Origin of the sequence: Okeania hirsuta, assembly GCF_003838195.1 — a bacterium.
Lineage (GTDB): Bacteria > Cyanobacteriota > Cyanobacteriia > Cyanobacteriales > Microcoleaceae > Okeania > Okeania hirsuta.
In genome coordinates, this window is record NZ_RCBY01000001.1 from 25,674 (window position 1) to 48,593 (window position 22,920).

A 22,920-nucleotide genomic window follows, 5' to 3' on the forward strand; every position below is an offset into this window, starting at 1 on the left:
ATTTTGATTATGTATTAGTTATTAATATTACTATATAATTTTTTTGATCGTCTTGTTAACTTTTTGGCATATTGATTAACTGCTTTAAGTCCTCTACAATTATAGATTTTAGGCTGGTGGTTCGGTAAGTTTGTGCTTAAAGTTGCCAGATTGTTTAATCCTAAATCGATAGCTGCTATCCTAGTTTGAGTTAAAGGTTCTGTTTCTATTTCCTGTTTGTAAACTAACTCAATTATCTCAGCATTTTTTTTAGGAATAATTCTAACTTTTTATGATTTTTTAACTCTTATTTTCAAATAAATATTAGTTTTACTAGGGCGAATTAATCCTTTTTTTAAAGCTTTTTGACTAAGAGCTTGATGATGATAAATTACCACATATCTACCATTACTTCTATCTCCAGCACTACTTTGATAATTAAGATTTTTTGGCCTCACTTTAAATTTACTTGGGAAAGCTTTATCTTCTCGGTAAGCACTATAATAACTTTGCCATACTTTCAGAACCATTCTGAGAACTTCTTGACTAACTTTACGAGGTAAAACTCTTAGTATATGACTATTTTTGATCTGATAATAAACAGTAGTAGCATCCGTTTTTGACCGGTAAAAAAGTTTTGACAATCTAAATAATTCGCAGCATTGTAGAGATTTTTCGTCAAAAAAGATAAACCATCGCCCTCGGCGAAAAGTGAATGATTTTTTTTGATCAAATAATATTCTACTAAGAGCATAATTGTTTATATACTTGAGTCGGTCATAAAAAAAAATTAACTAAAACTAAATATTTTGTCAACTACCAAAATAAAAAGCTATGTTTAAGTATATCTGACTATATTTTTATTTCAACTTTACTATACAAAATTTGCGAACTTAAACAGGTCTAATATTAATTAGGATCAGTTAGCACCGCTATATAATTTTCACTTCCAATACCATTATTCATATAGATTTGTCAATGATTTATATTAATTTTTTGGTTGTTAGCATTTATCCATTTTTGTCTGAATTTTCAGTTAGGACAGACTCAAATAAATTTAGTCTTATTTTGATTTACCTAATTTTATCATCTTCTCGATCCACTAAGAAAATCTGATTAAGTTCCGACTTTTGACTTAAGCTAAGACACATTTAGATTTTATGTTCTCTGTTAAACCTTAAGGGTTTACTTTTACAAATAACTTACAGCAGTTTCCCACTTTCCGTAGGTACAAAATTTTGGGTAGTAGGCAACAGCTCATCTAGCGAAACAAAAGAGGGAATAGAAATTAATCTAAAACTGTACCTCACCATCCATCAAAAGTGCTGTATATATAGCAATATAATTTAAGTTGTGAGTATTGGAAACTTTTAGGGAACAGGGGACAGGAAACAGAGAAAGAAGAAAAAAACGTATCATCTGAATATGATAACTGCTATATTCTATACTTTTAAGGAACAGTCAAATTATCACAAATGATTTATAATTGCTATAGTTTAAATGCTTAAGGGCTTACAATCAAACTGTTTCTTGATAAAAATTCAGCCTATAATAAAATTTTTAATTTACTCTGGTAAATTTAGTAATATTGCCTCAAGTAAGTGACATAGGAAAACATTTACTATATGATGTTAACTACATTAGGTTAATTTTATTCTATCGAAATTGATAGGAATAATCAACCTACTAAAAAACTGTAGAATATCAACAGTTAATCAGCAATATTACCCAATCCATAACTATCAAATAAAGGATTTTTTCAATAATAATGTCAACCTCAACAATAGCAACAGAAACAGAAAGCAGTGTTCACTATCTTCATACTGCGAATAAACTACTCAGAGAAGGTGATTTAGCAGAAGCTGTTGATGCTTACCAACAAGTAATTAAACTTAATCCTAAATCAGTAGTAGCTTATCAAAACTTGGGAGAAGCTCTTAGTTTACAGGGAAATTTAGAAGCAGCAGCAAATATATATCACCAAGGAATTCAACTGCAACCAAACTATCCTTGGTCTTACTATAATTTAGGAGAAATTTTAATTAAACTAGATAGATTTGATGAGGCAGTTATTTATCTAAATCAAGCGATTGAAATTAATTCAGAATTTCCCAAATTTTATAGTAGTTTGGGATTTGCTTTGGCAAAACAAGGATTATTTGATGAGGCAATAGTTGCTTATCGTCATGCTATTGAAATTGATCCAAACTTTGCTTTAGTTTATCAATATTTAGGGGAAACTCTAGCAAATAAAAAAGAGTGGAATGAATCCATAGATGCTATTAATCAAGCTATTGAAATTAATCCTTATTTGCCAGAATATCATTTTAGTTTAGGTAAGGTTCTAGAAGACTCTGGTCAACTCGAACAAGCGGTTATTTCTTACCGTCATGCTCTTGATTTAAACCCAAATTTACCAGAAGCTTGCTATTATATTGGTCTAGGTTTAACTAAGTTACAAAAATGGGAAGAAGCCATTGATGCTTGTATGCAAGCTATTTCCCTAAATCTCAAAAATGCCGAAATTTATCATCATTTAGGAGCAGCTTTAGTCCAACTCAAAAAATGGGAAGAAGCTATTGCTGCCTATCAAAATGCAATTGAATTTAATCCTAATTCAGCAATAATTCATCATCAGTTAGCTTATGCTTTTGCTCAACTCAAAAAATGGGAAGAAGCTATAACTGAATATCGTGAAGTTCTCAAAATTAATCCTAATTCAGCAGTTGTATATGACCAGTTGGGAGAAGCATTAACAGAAATGGAAAAGTGGGAAGAAGCAATAAATTGTCATCAAAAAGCTGTCGAAATTAAACCAGATAATCAAAAGTTTAATCAGCATCTACAAGAGGCATTAGCGAGAAGACAACAACAGAATAAAACAGTAATAGACTCTCATTTGAAATTAGCAGAAATGATGGAACAACAAGGGTTTATTGAGGAGGCTATTTCTGCTTATCGTCGAGTGATAAATCTTAATCCCACTGCTGCCGATATTCACCATAAATTAGGATATGCTTTGGCAAGTTTGGAAAAGTGGAATGAAGCGATCGCTTCTTATAATAAGGCAATTGAACTTCATCCAAGTTCGGGTATTGTACATTATCATTTGGGCGAAGCTTTGACTAATTTAGGCTTAGATGAACAAGCAATATCTTCTTTAGAAAAAGCTATTGAACTTGCACCAAATTTATCTAGTGCTCATCAAGCTTTAGAAAATTTACAGGCAAAATCAAAGAATAGGGAGTAGGGAGTAGGGGAGTGGGGGAGTAGGGGAGTGGGGGAGAAGTAAACATAAGAATAATTAACATTAATTTGGGTAAAATTAGCAAAAAAATTCCATGGGCATAAGTTAATTACTTAATAACTGAAGTGTTGCTGAATAATTAAGGTAAAGATTCTCTCCTTTAAAGGAGAAACAAGCGGTCGGGGGATGGCGAGGTCTCCTCGCCATATCCAATCGACCAAGAGAGAAAAAATTTTCCTTTTATTAAATCCTCTTGCTTTTAGGGAGAGGTAATTATTAATTATTAATTATTAATTGTTCAACATCTCGCCACTCCCTACCTTCCCATTTCCCTATCTACTCAGTTACAAAGATATATGGCTATATGGCAAACTTTTTGGGATTTGATATTATCCGATGTCTACAAGTCAGGAAGTTCAACCAAAGCTGAAAGCTATTAGTTAACTGCTAGTTAAGTAGATAGGGAAAATTATTTGCATATCTACTACTAAGATATATTTTATGATGTCTGAATCTTCTCTTTTCCCTATCTCCAACAAATGTTAAATTACAGCATTTTTTAAAATAGTGAAATACAGTTGAATTGCAATTTATGTTCCCTATTCCCTATTCCCTATTTCCTGTTCCCTAAAACATAGAATTTTTTCCTCACACTTTTCAGGCATTACTACAACCTACATTCTGCACTTCAAAATCTAGTATAAAAAAGGAGTCAGAATTTCCTAGGTCATGGTCCGCAAACAGCAATTCTGCAATTCAGGAGGAAATAATAGAGGTAATTATCAATTATCAATTATTGAAATAGTATAAATACCTAGCAAGCTACCGATTTTTATACTACTTTTAATGTTATACCATTTTGAAAAAAGAATGTTACGAATAGTAAGAGCGATAAAAAGACAAGTGCAGGAGATGTCCCTGTGAGAAAGTGGTGCAACCCCGCGACGACAACAGTCGCACCTGGTAGCACACCAAGAGAAAAAGATAATTTACGCCTTAAAAAATGGTATTAAAGCCATTCCCATACGACTCCTGACTCCTAAGAAATACCCTAGATATTTGTAGCAAACATTTATCAATTTGGTATTACTTAAAAATAACTTTTTTAATCAAACTTATTTTATTTTTGTACGGAGCATATCGCCAACTTAAATCAAACCATAAACCCTTTTTCAACACACTTTTGTAATGAGAAAAAGTGTCAAAACTAGCCTTGCCATGATAACGACCAATACCACTATTGCCTACACCGCCAAATGGTAAAGATACTACTCCAAATTGCATCACAGTATCATTAATACAAACATTTCCAGAAGAAGTTTCTGTTAAAACTTGCTCTTGCTTTTGTTTGTTTCGAGAAAAGAAATAAAGTGATAGAGGTTTAGGACGAGAATTAACCATAGCGATCGCCTCTTCTAAATTACTGTATTCTAAAACAGGTAAAATAGGTCCAAAAATTTCCTCTTGCATAATTAACGAATCCCAAGAAACCCCCTCAATAATTGTTGGAGCAATGTAGCGATCCTCTGAATTAGTTTCACCGCCAATAACTATTTTTCCATTTTGCAGTAAGTTAGTTAATCTACTAAATTGTTTTTCATTAATAATCCGACAATAATCTGGACTATTAGCAGGATTTTTACCATAAAATTCAACAATATATTTTTTTATTTTATCTAATAAATCTGATTTAACTGCTTGATTTACTAATAAATAATCAGGAGCAACACAAGTTTGACCAGCATTAATAAACTTTCCCCAAGCAATACGTTTTGCCGTATATTCTAACTGAACATCAGAATCAACAATACAAGGACTTTTTCCGCCTAATTCTAAAGTAACAGGTGTGAGATTTTTAGCAGCAGCTTCCATCACTATTTTGCCTACCCTTGTGCCTCCAGTAAAGAAAATATGATCAAATTTTTCTGCTAATAACTGTTGAGTTATTTCTACTCCTCCTGTAACTGTAGCAATATAAATAGGGTCAAAAGTATTAGCAATTAAATTAGCCACAACCTCAGATGTATTAGCAGCTACTTCTGAAGGTTTAATAATTGCACAATTTCCTGCTGCAATAGCACCTAATAAGGGAGATATTACTAACTGAAAAGGATAATTCCAAGGACCAATAATTAAAACTACCCCTAAAGGTTCTGGATAAATTTTTGCTCCAGCAGGAAACTGTTCAATTGGGGTAGAAACTTTTCGATGTTTTGTCCAATATTTTAGTTTTTTAATTGCATTATTTATCTCTTTGACAAAACCAAGTTCAAAATAACCTTCAAAAGTTGGTCGATTCAAATCTGCTTTAATAGCAGCTATTATTTGTTCTCTATCGTCTGAAACAACCTGTTTTAAAAGTTTAAGTTGTTCTATTCTAAATTCAACATTTCTAGTTTTTCCTGTGGCAAAAAATTGACGTTGTTTATTTAATATCTTACTGATTAATGATTGGTTGAAATTCATAGTTTTTCTCTTAAATCAATCTGATATAGCGCTGTGCGCAGGCAACAGGCAACAGGCAACAGAACAGCTCATCTGGGGGAATAAAAAACTTATAATATAACCCACATTCCGCATCACAAAATGTAGTATCGAAGAAGGAGTCAGGAGTCAGGAGACAGGAGACAGAATTTTAGAAGAAAATCATAGCTGCAGTGATTGAGTAATCAATCAAGCAAGCAAGTATTTATGCTTAATTATTTACTCGGAATTTGATCAACGAAAAAAGTAATTGAGATGATTTGCATAGTATAAATACCTACCAAGCTACGGATTTATATACTACTTTTAATGCTACAAATTGACGTACGGAATGTGGGATATAAGACTTTTAGCTATTGGACAGTTCTTGTAATTTGTAAATATGCCAGCGCACATTGCTATATAGCAATTCCCAAAAAGCGTGAGGTACAAAATTTTAGGCTTGAGGGAACACCGGATCTGGGAACAGGGAACAGGGAATAAAAAGACAAAAAGATAACTGTACCTCACGACCTTGGGAAACGCTATACCAATTTTATGTGAAGCTGTGTTAGGTGGTAAGTAGTAGGTGCTAGGTGTTATACCAATTTGAAAAAAGAATGCTTAACTTAAGTAGCACTTCAGTTATTAAGTAATTAATACTCTTATTCAATAACTTTTTTGATAATTACCACGCCAATTATTGTTAATTATTCTTATGTTTATTTATCCCCTACTCCTCCACTCAATAAAATGTAGCAAACATTTATCAAAATAATTAGGCCGAAAACCCCGCCTTTTAAGGCGAAATATTTTTGGAGGGCGACTCAAATCCCCTACTTCCCCTCCTGGGAGGGGGAGGGGCCAGGGGTGGGTTAACTTCTAACTTCTAACTTCTGACTTCTGACTTCGTTAAGTCAGGTGCCATAGAATTATTTTTTCCTTCTTCCTTCTCTCCTAGATAACTAAAGCCTTCTTCCTTCTTCCTTCTCTCCTAGATAACTAAAGCCTTCTTCCTTCTTCCTTAAAAAAACTATTCAACTTGACTAAGACGACGTAAATTCAAAATATCGCTCATATTTTTAATCTGAGTACAAGTCTTTTCAAATTGTTGACGACCGCTCACTTCAATACATAGATTAATAATTGCTGGGTGACCGGGATTTGTTTTAACTTGAGCATTTTGGACATTAACATTATTATCCATCAAACGAGACAAAATATCTTTCAAAACTCCCACTCTATCCATCACTTCTATACAAATATTAACTGGATAAGTTTGAGGTCTTCCTTGATTTTCATTAGTAGAATTCCAACTAACAGGAACTAACCTTTCTCCGGGTACATTTTCCACATTAGAACAACCTTGACGATGAATAGAAATACCATGAATGCGAGTTACACTACCAATAATAGGTTCACCTGGAATAGGATTACAACAACCAGCCAAATGATACATTAAACCTTCAACTCCAGCAATGGGATGAGATTTATCTGAAGATGAAGTTTGAGTTGGACGAGGTAGCATTAAAGTAGATTTATGCTCAGAAAATTCTTTACAAATATCTGAATTTTTCTCAACTTGTGTGACTTCTTTAGTTGCATCTCGTAACCGATTAACTACTAAATTTAAAGTTACTTCACCGTAACCTAAAGCTGCTAGTAAATCTTCCACATTATGGTAATTAAATCTCTCAGCAATAAGTCGCATTTGCTCAGACTTGAGTAAAGATTCAAAACCTTTTTTACCCAATTCTTTTTCTAATAATTCTTTTCCTCTAGATATATTTCCTTCCCGATGAGAGCGTTTATACCACTGACGAATCCGGTTTCGCGCCCCACCAGTTACAACAAAATTTAGCCAATCTAGACTAGGATGCCCATTTTTTTGAGTTAATATTTCAACAATATCACCATTTTTTAATTGAGTATCTAAAGTGACAATCCGATCGTTCACTTTAGCCCCTGTACAATGGTTTCCTACTTCTGTATGAATACGATAAGCAAAGTCTACTGACGTCGAGCCTTGTTTAAGAGAAATTACATCACCTTTTGGTGTAAATACATAAACATCTTCATAGAATAAATCACCTTTTATAGTTTCCAAATATTCTTGATCGTCTATCAAGTCGCTTTGCCATTCTAATAACTGTCTTAACCAGGTAAATTTTTCATCTTCAGCATTAATTTTAGTATTACTCGATCCGGTTTCTTTATACTTCCAGTGAGCGGCAATTCCATACTCAGCAATATGGTGCATTTCTACAGTTCTAATTTGTACTTCTACAGGGCGACCTGCATTACCTATTACCCCTGTATGTAATGATTGATAACGATTAGGTTTTGGCAGACCAATATAGTCTTTAAATCTTCCAGGAATGGGGCGGTAAGAGTCATGAACAATAGCTAAAGTTCGATAACAATCTTCTCTTTTATTCACAATAATTCTTAGTCCGGCAATATCATAAACTTCGTGAAATGCTTTTTGTTTTAAATGCATTTTCCGATAAATTCCATACAGATGTTTAGGACGACCACTAATGTCGTAGCATTCTATTCCTGCTTGGTCTAATTTTTGTCGTAAATTTTCTGTCATTTCTAACAGTTTAGCCTCTCGGTCAGCTCTTTTATCTGCTACCAATTCTTGAACTTCTCGATAAGCTTCTGGTTCTATATATTTAAAAGATAAATCTTCTAATTCCCATTTGATTCGACCAATTCCCAAACGGTTTGCTAAAGGTGCAAATATTTCCCGTGTTTCTAATGCTTTACTTAACTGTTTATGACGTGGCAAATGTTGCAGAGTTCTCATATTATGTAACCTGTCTGCCAGCTTAACAACGATTACTCTAATATCCTTTGCCATTGCCAAAAACATCCGACGAAAATTCTCAGCTTGTAGCTCTGTTTTACTAGAAAAATTAAACTTAGAAAGCTTTGTTACACCTTCTACTAATAAAGCTATTTCCGAGCCAAATTTTTGTTCTATTTCTTCAATAGTTACATCAGTATCTTCAACAATATCATGTAGAAAACCTGCAGCAATCATCGCACTATCACCACCGAGATATTTCAACAATCCCGCAACAGCTATAGGATGACATATATAAGGTTCTCCTGATTTACGATATTGTCCTTCATGCAACTTATAAGCCAATTCAAATGCTTGACAGATTAATGCTGTATCTAGGGAACAGCTAGTTAAATTATCAGTGTTATTTTTGCTATTGATACATTCTTGTAGCCAGTCAGGAATTACACATGAAAGTACAGGTTTAGGTGCTAGAGTTTTTGTCTTCATAGGAGTTAGTTTATAAATCAGATTAATTGGTTGTTTCTTTAGCTAATTTAGACTAGAGATGCCAGAGTTATATTTTGGTTTTTTCTTAACCTAAATTATCAATTTATAGTTGATGAGAAAGCGGTCTTAATTTTAATTAGCTTTGTACTTTATAGTTACAGATTTTTTGAGATTATCTGTTATTTTTTATACTTTAATTCTGATAAAAAAATATGGAAAACTATGTATAATCATTGGGATAAGATTATATTATCAAATCGGGATTGATGTCTACGGATATCTACAATATAACTTAATAATTGAAGACATAATTACTCTTGAGTATAAATAGATTATGACTCTAAAAAAACTATCAAAAATACTCATCAAATCAGTAATCGTAGAGTGAAATTAATTTACAGAACAATTAAAACTAATTCTGCAACTTTACTGAGATTATGAATATCCTATATTATTACCTTGTAGATTAATAATATAGTCTTTCTCAAGTGACTGAGGTACAGTTGTTTTTCTTCTTTTCTCTCTTGGTGCGCGTTCCCTCTCTTGGTCGGCATTCCCTTGCGACTGGCGTCGTCGCGGGGTCCGACCGCTTGCGCCTGACGGCGACGCTGGGTCTGACCGCTTGCGTCTGTCGCACCCCGCGGGGTCGCACCGCTATTCCTTGTTTCCCAAGTTTCCCGAATTACTGCTCCCCACTCCCTAAAAATTACGAATGCGCATACCTCACGCTTCTTGGGAATTGCTATATATACAAATTTAATTGATTTATATTATGTTACCAAAGGAGCATAATCAACGATATCAAAAATTCACTCAACTGCTGAATCAGTTACAAGAACTTATGGCCCAAGAAAATCTAGAGCTAGAAAAAATTTCGGCCATGAGGAAAGAAATCCAACAGTTTTTCGAGATTAAGATTATGAGTCTAGATAACTTAGAACTAGATCTATCTATTGTATTCCAGATCAAGTCTTACCTAACAGAGATCCACAAGGAACTTCGACTCTTATATGTAGATTTAATTTTTTTGCAAGCATCTCGAAATCCTCAAACAACACAAAAACGATTGGCCACTATCAAAGACCGCCTAAAAACCCTCATAGGCTATTGCGGAAATATACTTAGTCAAACAAAATTAACACAGGATTAGGAATATATATGATGAAAAGTCCCAAGTACGATGTAGATTTAGAAGATGCCGTTTTGAACGATATTATCCCGGTAAAATATTGCCCAGAATCTAAAGGTTTTTGGATGTCGGGAAAAAATTATGAAGCTTGGTTAGACAGTTTACCCTCATGGTATGCCCCAGAAGAAATCTTACCCTATAATCAATTTGAAGATTTTGTCCCCTCCCCTTTTGATGGTAAGGCAGGGTTATGTCCAGAATGTGGTACTTATTTATCACGCATCAAAATAAATATTAAACAACCTTTTTATATAGAACGTTGTTTACATGATGGTGGTATTTGGTTTGATAATGCTGAAGAGTGGAAAATTTTAGAATCCCTTGGACTGCATACAAAAATACATGAGATGTTTTCTCGTCGATGGCAAACTAAGGTGCGTCAGCATCAACAAGAAATGATTAATCGTCAGACTATTATTGATAAATTGGGAGAAGAAATAGCTGAGTATGTTTTTCAATTAGCAGATATATTAGAGGATAATCCTCATGGAGATTGTGCTGCTACTTATATGTTACGCAGATTTGAAAATAAAAGAAAGGAGCTAAATGGGAAATTTAGTGTAGGAAGTCAAAGTTAATATTTTATGAAAGGAAGAAGGAAGAAGGAAGAAGGAAGAAGGAAGAGGGAATAAGGAATAAGGAAAAAATAATTCTGCGCCACCTCACATAAAGAAGTCAAAAGTCAAAAGTCAAAATTTAAAAGTAATATTTTGAGGAATTAACACTTTGAAACTACAGTAATTTAACCGAAATTATTTCATATTTAAAGGAGCGAAACTAGAAGTTAAAAGTCAAAAGTCAAAAGTCAAAATTTAAAAGTAATATTTTGAGGAATTAACACTTTGAAATTACAGTAATTTAACTGAAATTATTTCACATATATATAAGAAGCGAAACTAGAAGTAAAAATTTAAAAGTTAAAAGTTAAAAGTAATATTTTGAATACTCAAAACTTTGAGGATACAGTAATTTAACTGCAATTATTTCATATCTATAAGAAGTGAAACTAGAAGTCAAAAGTCAAAATTTAAAATTTAAAAGTAATATTTTGAATACTCAAAACTTTGAGAATACAGTAATTTAACTGCAATTATTTCATATCTAAAGGAGCGAAACTAGAAGTTAAAAGTCAAAAGTCAAAATTTAAAATTTAAAAGTAATATTTTGAATACTCAAAACTTTGAGAATACAGTAATTTAACTGCAATTATTTCATATCTAAAGGAGCGAAACTAGAAGTTAAAAGTCAAAAGTCAAAAGTCAAAATTTAAAAGTAATATTTTGAATACTCAAAACTTTGAGAATACAGTAATTTAACTGCAATTATTTCATATCTAAAGGAGAGAAACTATTAGTAACATTCTTTTTTTAGCTGGTATAACACCTAAGTGCTTAGGCAAAATGAATTGCCTAATTTTATTCTCTATAATTTTTACAACATCAGCTTTTTAGCTTGAGAGTATGTGTAATTAATTTTGCATGACTACTTAAAACCTATGAACTACCACCTACCACCTAGTAATGAATTCCTTACTTGATATAAAAAATCTACGAGTAGCTTATCCAGAAAAACGTGGAAAATCTCATTGGGCAGTAAATGATGTCTCCCTCACACTTCAACCAGGTGAAAAATTAGGATTAGTGGGAGAATCTGGATGTGGTAAATCTACTCTTGGACGTGCTGCTATGAGATTATTACCCAAATCAGTACAAGTTGAGGGGTCTATAACATTTGGGGGAGAATACATATTTGAGATGAACCCCTCTCAACTGAGAAAATTTCGTGGAGAAGCAGTAGCATTAGTTTTCCAAGACCCCATGACTCGCCTCGATCCATTAATGACTATTGGGGATCATTGTGTAGAAACAATTCAAGCTCATCAACCCAATATATCTAAATCTCAGGCACAACAAAAATCTACAGAAACTCTTGAAGCAGTAAATATTCCTGCCAGTCGTTGGTCTCAATATCCCCATGAATTTAGTGGAGGAATGCGACAAAGGGTGGCGATCGCTCTAGCTTTATTACTGGATCCTAAATTAATTGTTGCGGATGAACCTACTACTAGCTTAGATGTAACTATAGCGTCTCAGATTTTAGGGGAACTTACCAGACTTTGCCAAGAACGTCAGACTTCCTTATTATTAATTTCCCACGATTTAGCAATGGTAGGAGAATATTGTGACCGTATTGCTGTAATGTATGGAGGTGAAATAGTAGAAACAGGTTCAATTAAACAAGTTCTCTACAATCCCCAACATGAATATACCAAATCTCTGTTTCAAGCTGCTTTACATATTCAAGTAGTTGAATCTACTCCTGCTCAAATTCAACTAGAAAAATCTGAATCAACGGAACTTCCCAAAATCCTCAAACCAATTTTGCAGATCAAAAATTTACAGAAGCACTACACCTTAGAAAGTAATTTTATAGAGCAGTTATTATTTTCTGGAAAAAGTAAACTTATCAAAGCAGTAGATGGAGTTAACCTAGACCTCTATCCAGGGGAAATAGTCGGATTAGTAGGAGAATCTGGGTGTGGTAAAAGTACCTTATCTCGGACTATTTTACAATTAATCAAATCTACTTCTGGCTCAGTCGAATTTCAAGGCAAAGACTTAACGAGTCTCTCTTTATCCGCATTGCAACCCTACCGTCGCGAAATGCAAATGATATTTCAAGACCCCCTTGCTTGTCTTAACCCGATGATGACTGTTGACCAGATAATAGCTGACCCTCTATTTATTCATAATTTGGCTAGTGTAGAGAAAGCTAAAATTCAAGTGGAGCAAATGTTAGAAAAGGTAGGTTTGACTCCAGTAGCAGAATATGGCAAAAGATACCCCTCAGAATTATCTGGAGGACAACAACAAAGGGTAGCTATTGCTAGAGCTTTGATTACTAATCCAAAACTGATTATTTGTGATGAACCTGTGAGTATGTTAGACGCTACTATTCAAACTCAAGTTTTGGAATTGATGTTGGAATTGAAGAAACAATTAAATTTAACTTATTTATTTATTACTCATGATCTATGGGTAGCTAGATTTATTTGTGACAGAATTGCTGTTATGAATAGTGGAAAAATTGTTGAGGAAGGGAAAACAGAAGAAATATTTAATTATCCTCAACATCCTTACACTCAGACATTGTTAAATGCAGCGCCGTTACTATCGTAAGCATTCAGCTTTCAGCTATTAGCTATCAGCTAGCTCGGTAATTTTTTGTGGAGAAGGAGTTAGTGCTAGCTACTACGAGATGAAGCTCAACGTTCAATAGGTATGGCAATGCAGAGTTTGTAAGTTTATAGACAAATATTCATCTATCTACCAACTCACTTTTCCAGGTGTTACCCTGAATGGAACTACTCCTAATCCCTCTATTCCATCAGCATAAGCATTTGGAACTGCTTTTCGTAGTATGTTGTAACTACCGTTGAGGTCAGGATTAATCAACAAGCCATTTTTCGATTTATATAATCCTCTTTTTATTCTTTGACCACTAAATTTATGTTTTACTCCCTTTTGATAATTGGGGATATTATCAAGATCAAGAAAGCTAGCTTTTGATGTATAACTTTCTTCGTTGATAATTACTTTTATGCCTACTAATTCAGCTTTATACGTCAATTGTTCTATAAATTTATGATGAGGAATTTGAACAAAATTTTGGTTATTTCTTTTCCCTATATTAATCTCTTGTTTCCATTTTTGATTATTCCCTATTACTAATGTCCCAATCTTGTTTTCTCGAAGATTATTAATTATTTTTCTACTTGCTTGATGTAAATATGTCTCTACTTTTAAATTACGTTTTCTTGTTAATTTATTGATTTTATTTGAATTGAAACATTCGACCCCTTGTTTTTGTAATTTACTCTGTAATTCTCCTCTCTTTTTATTATAATATTGATTAATTGATTTTAAAGGTTTACCATTGATTATAAATGGTTGAAATTCCTTCACATTTGAGGAAACTGTTGCTAAATTTGATAACCCTAAATCAATTGCTGCCACTCGATTATTATCTATTGGTATTCCTGATTCTACTTCATAAACTGCCTCGAATATATAATAACCATTACGAGGTACTAATCTAATTTCATTGACTTTTCCTTGAATTTTTGTTGGGATTGATATATTTGTTCCTGAAGGTTCTAAGAATCCCTTCTTTAAACCTCTTTTACTAATCGCTTGAGCTGGATAAATCGTCACACACCGACCTTTTAGCTTATCTTTATATCTTGGTAAATTTGGTTTGCCTAGATATTTATGAGGGTTTTCTGAGTAGTCTTTGAGGGAGGCAAAAAACGAACTCCAGCACCTATCTACTAATCTAATTATTTGACAACTTACTTTTCTAGGTATTGCTTTATAGTCAACAGACTCTTTAATTAAATGATAAGTTTGAGCTGAGTTTAAATACTTCTGGTTGAAGATAAATTCTTGTCTAACAATATAATTAACTGCATTAAATAAATTCTTTGATAAAAAGCATAACTTATCGATTTCTTTATAGTTACAATGGTTAGGCTTAATTATATGTTTTTCAATCAGTTTCAGCATGGCAACTCCTGAGTCCTGTTTCTGTGCTTTTATTTGTCGCCCTAGATCGTCTATACATTCTCACACTAAGAGAAATAGAATGTATCCTCAAGTATGAATGCAGTAACATAATTGTCCGTAAATGTCTAGATCTTGATTGAAATTAAATAATACCTTAATGTTAGCAGCAAAAACCATGGGTTATGATTCCTGCCCAATGATTAGTTTTGATATTCAAAAAGTAGCAGAATTAATTAATTTACCTGAAGATTATGTAATGGGTCCTATGGTAGCCATTGGCAAAAAAGTTAAAGGTCCTTGGCCAAAACCAGGACAATTACCATTGAGTGAGTTAGTGATTGAAAATAAATTCTAAAAGAAAATTAATTATCACTCTGCTAGTTTAAACTAAATTCCTCCGCCCCATACTGAAAACCTAAGTTCCGGTATGGGGCATATACTTTTAATGTAGCCCAAAAAATATACAACATGATTAACGCTAACTTTCTAGCTGATACTGACCCCCTAGTCGCCGAACTAATTCAAAAAGAATATGGACGGCAACAAGACCACCTAGAACTAATTGCCAGTGAAAACTTTACCTCAGCAGCAGTAATGGCCGCCCAAGGTTCCGTACTCACCAACAAATATGCCGAAGGTCTCCCAGGTAAACGTTACTACGGTGGCTGTGAATTTATAGATGAAATTGAGCAAATAGCTATAGACCGTGCCAAACAATTATTTGGTGCTGCCCATGCCAATGTACAACCCCATGCAGGTGCCCAAGCTAACTTTGCCGTATTCCTTACCTTGTTAAAACCAGGGGACACAATTATGGGAATGGACTTATCCCACGGCGGACATTTGACCCACGGTTCCCCAGTTAATGTTTCTGGTAAATGGTTCAATGTTCATCATTATGGTGTCAGTCAGGAAACAGAAACCATAGATTATGACCAAGTTCTCGAACTGGCAAAGCAACATAAACCTAAACTACTAATTTGTGGTTACTCCGCCTATTCTCAAATAATTGATTTTGAGAAATTTCGGGCGATCGCTGATGAAGTTGGAGCTTATTTATTAGCAGACATTGCTCATATTGCAGGTTTAGTAGCAACGGGTCATCATCCTAACCCAGTCCCCCACTGTGATGTAGTCACAACTACTACCCACAAAACCTTAAGGGGACCACGAGGCGGTTTAATCCTGACCCGCGACCCAGAATTAGGAAAAAAACTGGACAAGTCAGTATTTCCCGGAACTCAAGGGGGTCCGTTAGAACACGTTATTGCAGCTAAAGCAGTAGCATTTGGAGAAGCTCTCAAGACAGAATTTAAAGCTTATTCCGGCCAAGTGATTGAAAATGCTAGTGCCTTAGCAACTCAACTGCAAGAACGCGGATTAAAAATAGTTTCTGGTGGTACGGAAAATCACGTTATGTTGGTGGATCTAAGGTCAGTAAGTATGACAGGGAAAAAGGCAGATAAATTGATGAGTGGAGTTAATATTACTACGAATAAAAATACTGTACCTTTTGACCCACAGTCTCCTTTTGTCACCAGCGGCCTCCGACTAGGTTCTCCAGCAATGACCACAAGAGGTATGAAAGCTCCTGAATTTACTGAAATAGGCAATATTATTGCGGAACGGTTACTCAATCCAGAAGATGAAGGGGTAGCTCAAATGTGTCGAGATAGGGTAGCATCATTGTGCGATCGCTTTCCTCTCTATCCTCATCTCATGGCTAAGGTTCCCAGTCTAGTCTAAATAATTTTGGATGGACAATTGAGGATTTTTCCGAAGTTGAGGTTTTATGTATAGCACTATAGTTTTAGTGACTATACATAGGGTTTGCTTATGGAAAGTCTTTTTGCTGGGGTAGGAGACAGGAGACAGGAGACAGGAGACAGGAGAAATGGGAATGAGTCAGGAGGTAGGAGCTAAGTTTTGTCCCAAGATTGTTCTGCCCAACTATGCGCCTAAAATACTAGCTTTTTGAGCGTTTTAGACTGAAATAGGTGCACTGCAATTCGACCCCAAAAAGGCACTTGTCTTTATATGTCAATGCTTTTAGATTTAATCAGCAAGCCCTACATAAGTATCGTAAATCGGTAACTTCCAATTTGGGATTGATTTCTAGTCTTGAGCTACTAGCAAATTAAAATACTAGATTTAATCCCCAACCTGTATATTGCAATATTCATTAGTAGAGGCGTTCAATACAATGTCTCTACCATTATAGATAAAGACTAATTTATCGGCATAAAATACTATAGCGCTGTGCGCAGGCAACAGGCAACAGCTCATCTGGGGGAATAAATTGCTGATAATATAAGACTTTTAGCTATTTGGCCTTTCCTGCAATTTGTAAATATACCAGCGCTCATTGCTATATATTTACAGTAGCACTATAGTTTAAGCCCACTATATATGGAATTTAGACTCAGGTTTTACGAGCAAAAATTCAAGTATTTTTATAACTATATCCAATTATTTATATTTTATATAGTAGCAAAATATCCTAATAATGCTAGACAAAATTAATAATTTCTTATTAACTTTTAACCCCCCATTACTTCAGATACCTCATTATCTGTACCATTTGATTACCTTAATAATTTCAACTTTTGTTGTACTTTTAATTACACCAATTATCCGCAAAATTGGTTTAAAAATTGGACTTGTAGATAGTCCAGGTGGTCGAAAAATTCATAAACAGCCAATGGTACGTTTGGGAGGAGTTTCTATTTTTATTGGTAGCCTAATTGCCCTTTTAGTTGTTTGGTGGTTAGGAGGATTTATAGATACTAATGGCAATATTTTACCTCCAGAAAAAGAGTTTGAAATCTGGGGTGTAACAATTGGTAGTTTAGCTTTTTTTCTAATTGGTTTAGCAGATGATTTGTTTGGTTTATCTCCCTTATTTCGGTTATTCATGCAAACTATTGCTGCTAGTATGGCTTGGATAGTAGGAGTACAAATTGAATTTCTGACAATTCCTTTTTATGGGTTAGTACATATTAATATTCTGAGCTGGCCTGTAACTGTTATCTGGTTAGTGGGGATGGCAAATGCGATTAATTGGATTGATGGTGTAGATGGGTTAGCTGCTGGTGTTTCTGGTATTGCAGCTTTTGTGATGTTAATTGTAAGTATATTTATGGATCAACCAGCAGCAGCTTTAATTGCCGCAGCTTTAGCTGGTGGAACATTAGGTTTTCTTCGTTATAATTTTAATCCAGCTCAAATATTTATGGGGGATGGAGGAGCTTATTATGTAGGATTTACTTTAGCAGGAGTAGGAGTAATAGGGTTAGTGAAAACTACTGTGGTTACTTCTGTTATTTTGCCATATCTAATACTAGCAGTGCCAATTATTGATATGTCTGCTGTAATTCTAGACCGTTTACGAAATGGTAAATCTCCTTTTATTGCAGATAAACGCCATCTTCATCATCGTTTATTAGATGCTGGTTTATCTCAAAGATTAACAGTTTTTTTTATCTATTCATTAACACTTTGGGTAGGAAGTTTAGCTATGGCTTTTTCTGGTATTCCTAGTGGCGCAATTTATGCTTTTAGTGCTACAGGTTTACTGGTTTATACGAGTTGGAAAGTGTGGAAACACAAACAAGCTTAAATGTTTTATTGACCAGGGGAATTGGGGAGTGAGAGAGTGGGGGTAATGAGGGAGAAGTAAACATAATAATAATTAATGTGCTCTTAGGGTGTTATACCAATTTGAAAAAAGTAAGTTTGAATTTTCCTTGGAGACTAATTCCTCCTGAGCTTGTGATAATCAGTTAATAACTCATAGCTGTTAAAAAGCGTTTCCCGAATGCTCCCCTTGCCAGATACCATTATCGTCCGCACTGCCTTTTTAGGCTGATAGCTGATAGCTGACTGCCGAATGCTTACTAATTAATTAATTTGAGAAATGCGATAAAATTAAACATCAAATTAGGACTACCATTTGATATGATTGCAGAAATTATATGTGTTGGAACAGAACTACTATTAGGAGATATCCTAAATAGTAACGCTCAATATTTAGCCCAAGAATTAGCAACATTAGGAATAGCTCATTACTATCAAACTGTAGTAGGAGATAATCCAGAAAGAATAAAACAAGTATTAGCGATCGCTACCCAACGCTCCCAAATATTAATTTTCACAGGAGGTTTAGGCCCGACTCCAGACGATCTAACTGTGGCCACCATCGCAGACTATTTTAATACTCCACTGATGGAAAGACCAGAAATAATAGAAGATATTACCAAAAAATTTGCCCATCGGGGTCGCACCATGACCGCCAGTAACCGGAAACAAGCCTTAATTCCGCAGGGAGCAAGTATTTTGCCTAATCCTATTGGTAGTGCTCCAGGAATTATTTGGCAACCAGTGCCGAATGTAACAATAATGACCTTTCCCGGAGTTCCCACTGAAATGAAATTAATGTGGCAAGAAACTGCTGTACCTTATATGCAGAATCAGGGTTGGTGTGGTGAAACTATCTATAGTCGGACATTAAAATTTTGGGGCATTGCAGAGTCAGCTTTGGCAGAAAAAGTTGCCCCATTGTTGGAAATGAAAAATCCTACTGTTGCTCCCTATGCTAATTTTGGAGAGGTAAAATTACGAATTTCTGCTCGTGCTAAGTCTCAGGAATTAGCAGATAAATTAATTTTGCCTGTAGAACAAAAAATACGAGATATTGCAGGAATTGACTGTTATGGCATTAATGATGACTCTATAGCTTCAGTAGTAGGAAAATTATTGTTAGATGCAGGGGAAACTTTAACTGTGGCCGAATCTTGTACTGCTGGAGGTTTAGGTAGTATGTTGACTTCTACTCCAGGTAGTTCGCAATATTTTTATGGTGGAGTTATAGCTTATGAAAATATTGTAAAAATTTCTTTGTTAGATGTTAGTCAGGAAGATTTAGCGACAGAAGGTGCTGTGAGTCATGCAGTGGCAAAACAAATGGCAAGTGCGGTGGTGAAGAAGTTAAGAAGTAACTGGGGAATCAGTATTACAGGTATTGCCGGACCTGGAGGTGGAACAGAATTTAAGCCAGTGGGTTTAGTTTATATTGGTATAGCAAAAATAACTGGTGAGGTAGAAAGTTTTGAATACCGCTTTGGTGCTTTACGCAGTAGAGATTGGATTAGAAGAGTGAGTGCCTGTACAGCTCTCGATCTGTTGAGAAGAAAATTATATTTATCTGCTGGAAGACTACAATAATAAAATACTTGATTATAATAAAACGATAATAAATAAAATTGTGGATTTTTATCCATGTTTTTTAAGACAACTTAACCGAATCGTTGCTGAATGGCCATATACCCCGACAGCAAAGATAGTGTTAATATAAGAGTAAAGATAAACAAACGAAAGGCCACAATGACTATTGATCATTTTGTGGCTGAGTTGTTAAAATCTTTCAAAACTTTTGTATGAAAAGGGAAGCGGCAGAACCCGCCCCGCTTACCCCTCACTATAAAAGGTGAGAGTATTCAGCGGGAATAAAATATTGATGGATTTCATTGACAAGGTAATAGAAAAATTAAAGGAATGGACCCGCAAGCTGGTTGATTCTTTATTAGGTCCAGAACCAGAACCAGAACCAGAACTCATTCCCATTCCAGTCAAAGACCGCTCTCGTCGCTGATAATTCTATCATTCAAAGTTTAAATTATTTGTTTAGCATTTTAGTTTTACATGGGCCAAATTTGAATCTCCTGGGTCTGCGAGAACCAGGAATATATGGCTCTGAAACTCTAGATAATATAAATGGACTGTTAGAGCAAGAGGCGGAAGCCCTGGGAATAAAAATCTCTGTATTACAGTCTAATCATGAAGGTGTCTTGGTGGATGTAATTCACTCAGCTAGTGAGCAACACCAAGGCATAGTTATTAATGCCGGGGCATATACTCATACAAGTATTGCCATTAGGGATGCTATTTCTGGGGTTAATATTCCCACGGTAGAAGTACATCTGAGTAATATTTATCGTCGGGAACAATTTCGACATCATTCTTTTGTAGCACCAGTAGCTGTGGGTCAGATCAGTGGCTTTGGTTCAGAAAGTTATATTTTAGGGTTAAAAGCAATAGTTAATTATCTTCAAAAAACTATCAGTTAAATAATTGCCTAAATCTAAATATGGCTGGAAATTTTATATTTGAAAAAAATATATCAATTACAACACTTTTCATTTAAGTAGACTACAAAATTATTTTGGGTTAGGGAGTAGGGAGTAGGGAGTAGGGAGCAGACAGCAGGATTATGCTTTGGCAACTGTAGTCTATCTATTTGAAAACCGCTATAAATTATTCAATAATATTTAATAAATAAAATAGCGTAAACTTTAACGATTCATTCAAGTAATAACTATGTAGCTCAAATCATAGAATACTATAATTACTCAAAGAATGAGAGAAACAAATTTTTTACAACTTTTATATAAAAAATAATACTTATTCAATAATAACTATTATTAATGGCATCAATATTAAGAGAGTGTTTGTTAAATAAATATTAGATAGTTTATGGTACGAAGCTTTTTAGGTAACGCACTCTTCCCACAGCAAGCAGAGCGTGGCAGTAAAACTGACTATTATTCTATAAATGTTAAACGTACCGTCACACACCCTACTTAATCTTTTTTTGACAAACAGTATCTAATGCCAGTCACAAAAATTAAATTATTCATATAAAGAACATTTATTTTGAGAATAAGTAATAGTATAAATCTGTACAGATGACATAATAAAATTCAATATAGATAGCGACCTTAAATAAGTTTTGAATAAATGTTAGTCTGAAAAAGCATATATAAAACTTACAGCACTTTTGAGGAAGCGTGAACTACAATTTAATACTAATCTCTATTCCCTATTCCCTCAACTCGTAAAACTTTTTACCTCGTAAACTCCAAAATTGCTGTAGGTCTAACTTGATTAAATTTACCTATACTACTCATTACCTATATAAGAAAAATAAATTTATAGAAGAAATGAATAAATAATGCAGCATTCTCTATTAACAAAATTCCAAGGTACTTTATTAGGAGCAGTTTTAGGTAATCATTTAGGTTATTACTTTGAGCAACAACAAACAGAGAAAGAACGAAAAAATTATAAAATATCGATAAATAAACATAAATTTAACCTAGATTTAGATAAACAAAAATTGCAAAAATGGGGAGAAATTACAGCTAATTGTGCAAATAGCCTAATTATAAATCAAGAATTTAATCAAAAAGATTGGCAGAAAGTTTATGAAGAATGGCAATATAATTGGACTAATAAAAAAGACCAAAGTGGCAAAACAAGTCAGGTAAAATATTCTCAAAAAAAAGTAGAAAAATTTCCAGAGATATTTGATAATGAATTGGCCGATATTTACTATATAGATAAAGATGATGTATTTTATACTACAGCTAGTAATGCAGTTATAGCAAGCTTGCCAGTAACCTTGCTATATCACGAAGATGAATTGAAACTGGAAAAAAAATTACAGCAATGGGGAAAAGTGTGGCAAAATTACTCAGATATCAATCCAAGTAACTTAGCAATTGGATATCTTATAGCCCAAGCTTTGACAGAAAAACTAGATCCCCGAACTATAATACCCAAAATTATCGACTATATTGGAGAAAAAGAACCATTAGTAGGGCAACTAAGACAAGTAGAACAATTGATTAATCAAAAAGCAAATTTAGATACTGCAATAACTAAATTATCAAAAAATCTTAAATCTTGTTCAAGACAGGATATATTTTCTGAAGAACAAGAAAACTCTATCTCTTGTCCTTTTTTCTTACCTATCTGTTTAGCCTTATACTGCTTCCTCAGTACCCCGGAAGACCTGAGTTTATCAATATTACGAGGTTCAAGAACAAAATGGGCAACCGAAATCTGTACTATAGTAGGTACTTTATCAGGAGCTTATAACAGTACTACTGGAATTCCTGTAGAATGGCGACAAAAAATGGGAGCAGAACTTTTGGGAATAAATGAAGCAGAAATTCTGAAGTTGGCCAAAAAACTTTGGGCAGTTTGGTGTGGAGTTTATGACCCAAATAATATGACACAAAATATAGTGCCAGCAGTTGCTGCCAGGAATATAATTCGTCCTCGCCCACGCAAAGCTAGTGGATATTGAAAACTCTATGATGTTTAGACATCAACA

General features: G+C 34.2%; 16 protein-coding genes. 11 read left to right on the top strand and 5 right to left on the bottom strand.

Annotation, left to right across the window (positions count from 1 at the left end; all coding sequences use genetic code 11):
• Positions 1-14 precede the first annotated feature (14 nt).
• Entirely contained in the window at positions 15-260 is a 246-nt protein-coding gene (locus D5R40_RS42295) for a transposase (RefSeq protein WP_124143299.1), read from the bottom strand.
• A 9-nt stretch (positions 261-269) separates the two neighbouring features.
• Positions 270-623 carry a hypothetical protein gene (locus D5R40_RS00105; RefSeq protein WP_124143244.1) on the bottom strand — a complete coding sequence of 118 codons (354 nt, stop codon included), beginning with the start codon at positions 621-623 and terminating at the stop codon, positions 270-272.
• Between the two features lie 1,124 nt (positions 624-1,747).
• Between D5R40_RS00105 and D5R40_RS00110 the strand changes: the two genes are divergently transcribed.
• Complete coding sequence (locus tag D5R40_RS00110) at positions 1,748-3,229, top strand: tetratricopeptide repeat protein (RefSeq protein WP_124154103.1); 1,482 nt, start codon at positions 1,748-1,750, stop codon at positions 3,227-3,229.
• A 1,083-nt stretch (positions 3,230-4,312) separates the two neighbouring features.
• On the opposite strand, the gene D5R40_RS00115 is transcribed toward D5R40_RS00110, so the two are convergent.
• Positions 4,313-5,692, bottom strand: a complete 1,380-nt coding sequence (locus D5R40_RS00115; RefSeq protein ID WP_124154104.1) for an aldehyde dehydrogenase — start codon at positions 5,690-5,692, stop codon at positions 4,313-4,315.
• 1,030 nt (positions 5,693-6,722) lie between these two features.
• On the bottom strand, positions 6,723-8,990 hold the full coding sequence (locus D5R40_RS00120; RefSeq protein ID WP_124143247.1) for a RelA/SpoT family protein: 2,268 nt from the start codon (positions 8,988-8,990) through the stop codon (positions 6,723-6,725).
• 772 nt (positions 8,991-9,762) lie between these two features.
• Between D5R40_RS00120 and patD the strand changes: the two genes are divergently transcribed.
• From patD to D5R40_RS00135, 3 genes are all read left to right on the top strand, one after another.
• Complete coding sequence (patD, locus tag D5R40_RS00125) at positions 9,763-10,140, top strand: heterocyst frequency control protein PatD (RefSeq protein ID WP_124143248.1); 378 nt, start codon at positions 9,763-9,765, stop codon at positions 10,138-10,140.
• Between the two features lie 8 nt (positions 10,141-10,148).
• Positions 10,149-10,757 (top strand): TFIIB-type zinc ribbon-containing protein, encoded by a 609-nt coding sequence (locus tag D5R40_RS00130; RefSeq protein WP_240038768.1) that lies wholly within the window; start codon positions 10,149-10,151, stop codon positions 10,755-10,757.
• 942 nt (positions 10,758-11,699) lie between these two features.
• Entirely contained in the window at positions 11,700-13,358 is a 1,659-nt protein-coding gene (locus D5R40_RS00135) for a dipeptide ABC transporter ATP-binding protein (RefSeq protein WP_124143249.1), read from the top strand.
• A gap of 147 nt (positions 13,359-13,505) precedes the next feature.
• Here D5R40_RS00135 and D5R40_RS00140 read toward each other — a convergent pair whose 3' ends face one another.
• The gene (locus D5R40_RS00140) at positions 13,506-14,744 is read right to left on the bottom strand and encodes an RNA-guided endonuclease InsQ/TnpB family protein (protein WP_240038769.1); all 1,239 of its coding nucleotides are present in this window, start codon (positions 14,742-14,744) and stop codon (positions 13,506-13,508) included.
• Between the two features lie 157 nt (positions 14,745-14,901).
• Here D5R40_RS00140 and D5R40_RS00145 point away from each other — a divergent pair, with 157 nt between their 5' ends.
• The 7 genes from D5R40_RS00145 to D5R40_RS00170 all read left to right on the top strand — a co-directional run bounded on the left by D5R40_RS00145 (position 14,902) and on the right by D5R40_RS00170 (position 22,893).
• Entirely contained in the window at positions 14,902-15,099 is a 198-nt protein-coding gene (locus D5R40_RS00145; RefSeq protein WP_240038770.1) for a nitroreductase family protein, read from the top strand.
• Positions 15,100-15,212: 113 nt separating this feature from the next.
• Entirely contained in the window at positions 15,213-16,490 is a 1,278-nt protein-coding gene (gene glyA / locus D5R40_RS00150) for a serine hydroxymethyltransferase (protein WP_124143250.1), read from the top strand.
• Between the two features lie 814 nt (positions 16,491-17,304).
• The gene (locus D5R40_RS00155) at positions 17,305-18,363 is read left to right on the top strand and encodes a glycosyltransferase family 4 protein (RefSeq protein ID WP_124143302.1); all 1,059 of its coding nucleotides are present in this window, start codon (positions 17,305-17,307) and stop codon (positions 18,361-18,363) included.
• Positions 18,364-18,701: 338 nt separating this feature from the next.
• Positions 18,702-19,967, top strand: a complete 1,266-nt coding sequence (locus D5R40_RS00160) for a competence/damage-inducible protein A (protein ID WP_124143303.1) — start codon at positions 18,702-18,704, stop codon at positions 19,965-19,967.
• A 289-nt stretch (positions 19,968-20,256) separates the two neighbouring features.
• A complete protein-coding gene (locus D5R40_RS37235; RefSeq protein WP_205127581.1) occupies positions 20,257-20,394 on the top strand; it encodes a hypothetical protein in 138 nt (45 codons plus the stop codon).
• Between the two features lie 28 nt (positions 20,395-20,422).
• Positions 20,423-20,869 (top strand): type II 3-dehydroquinate dehydratase, encoded by a 447-nt coding sequence (gene aroQ / locus D5R40_RS00165; RefSeq protein WP_124143251.1) that lies wholly within the window; start codon positions 20,423-20,425, stop codon positions 20,867-20,869.
• Positions 20,870-21,753: 884 nt separating this feature from the next.
• Positions 21,754-22,893: an ADP-ribosylglycohydrolase family protein gene (locus D5R40_RS00170; protein WP_124154105.1), complete on the top strand. Its 1,140-nt coding sequence runs from the start codon at positions 21,754-21,756 to the stop codon at positions 22,891-22,893.
• Positions 22,894-22,920 lie beyond the last annotated feature (27 nt).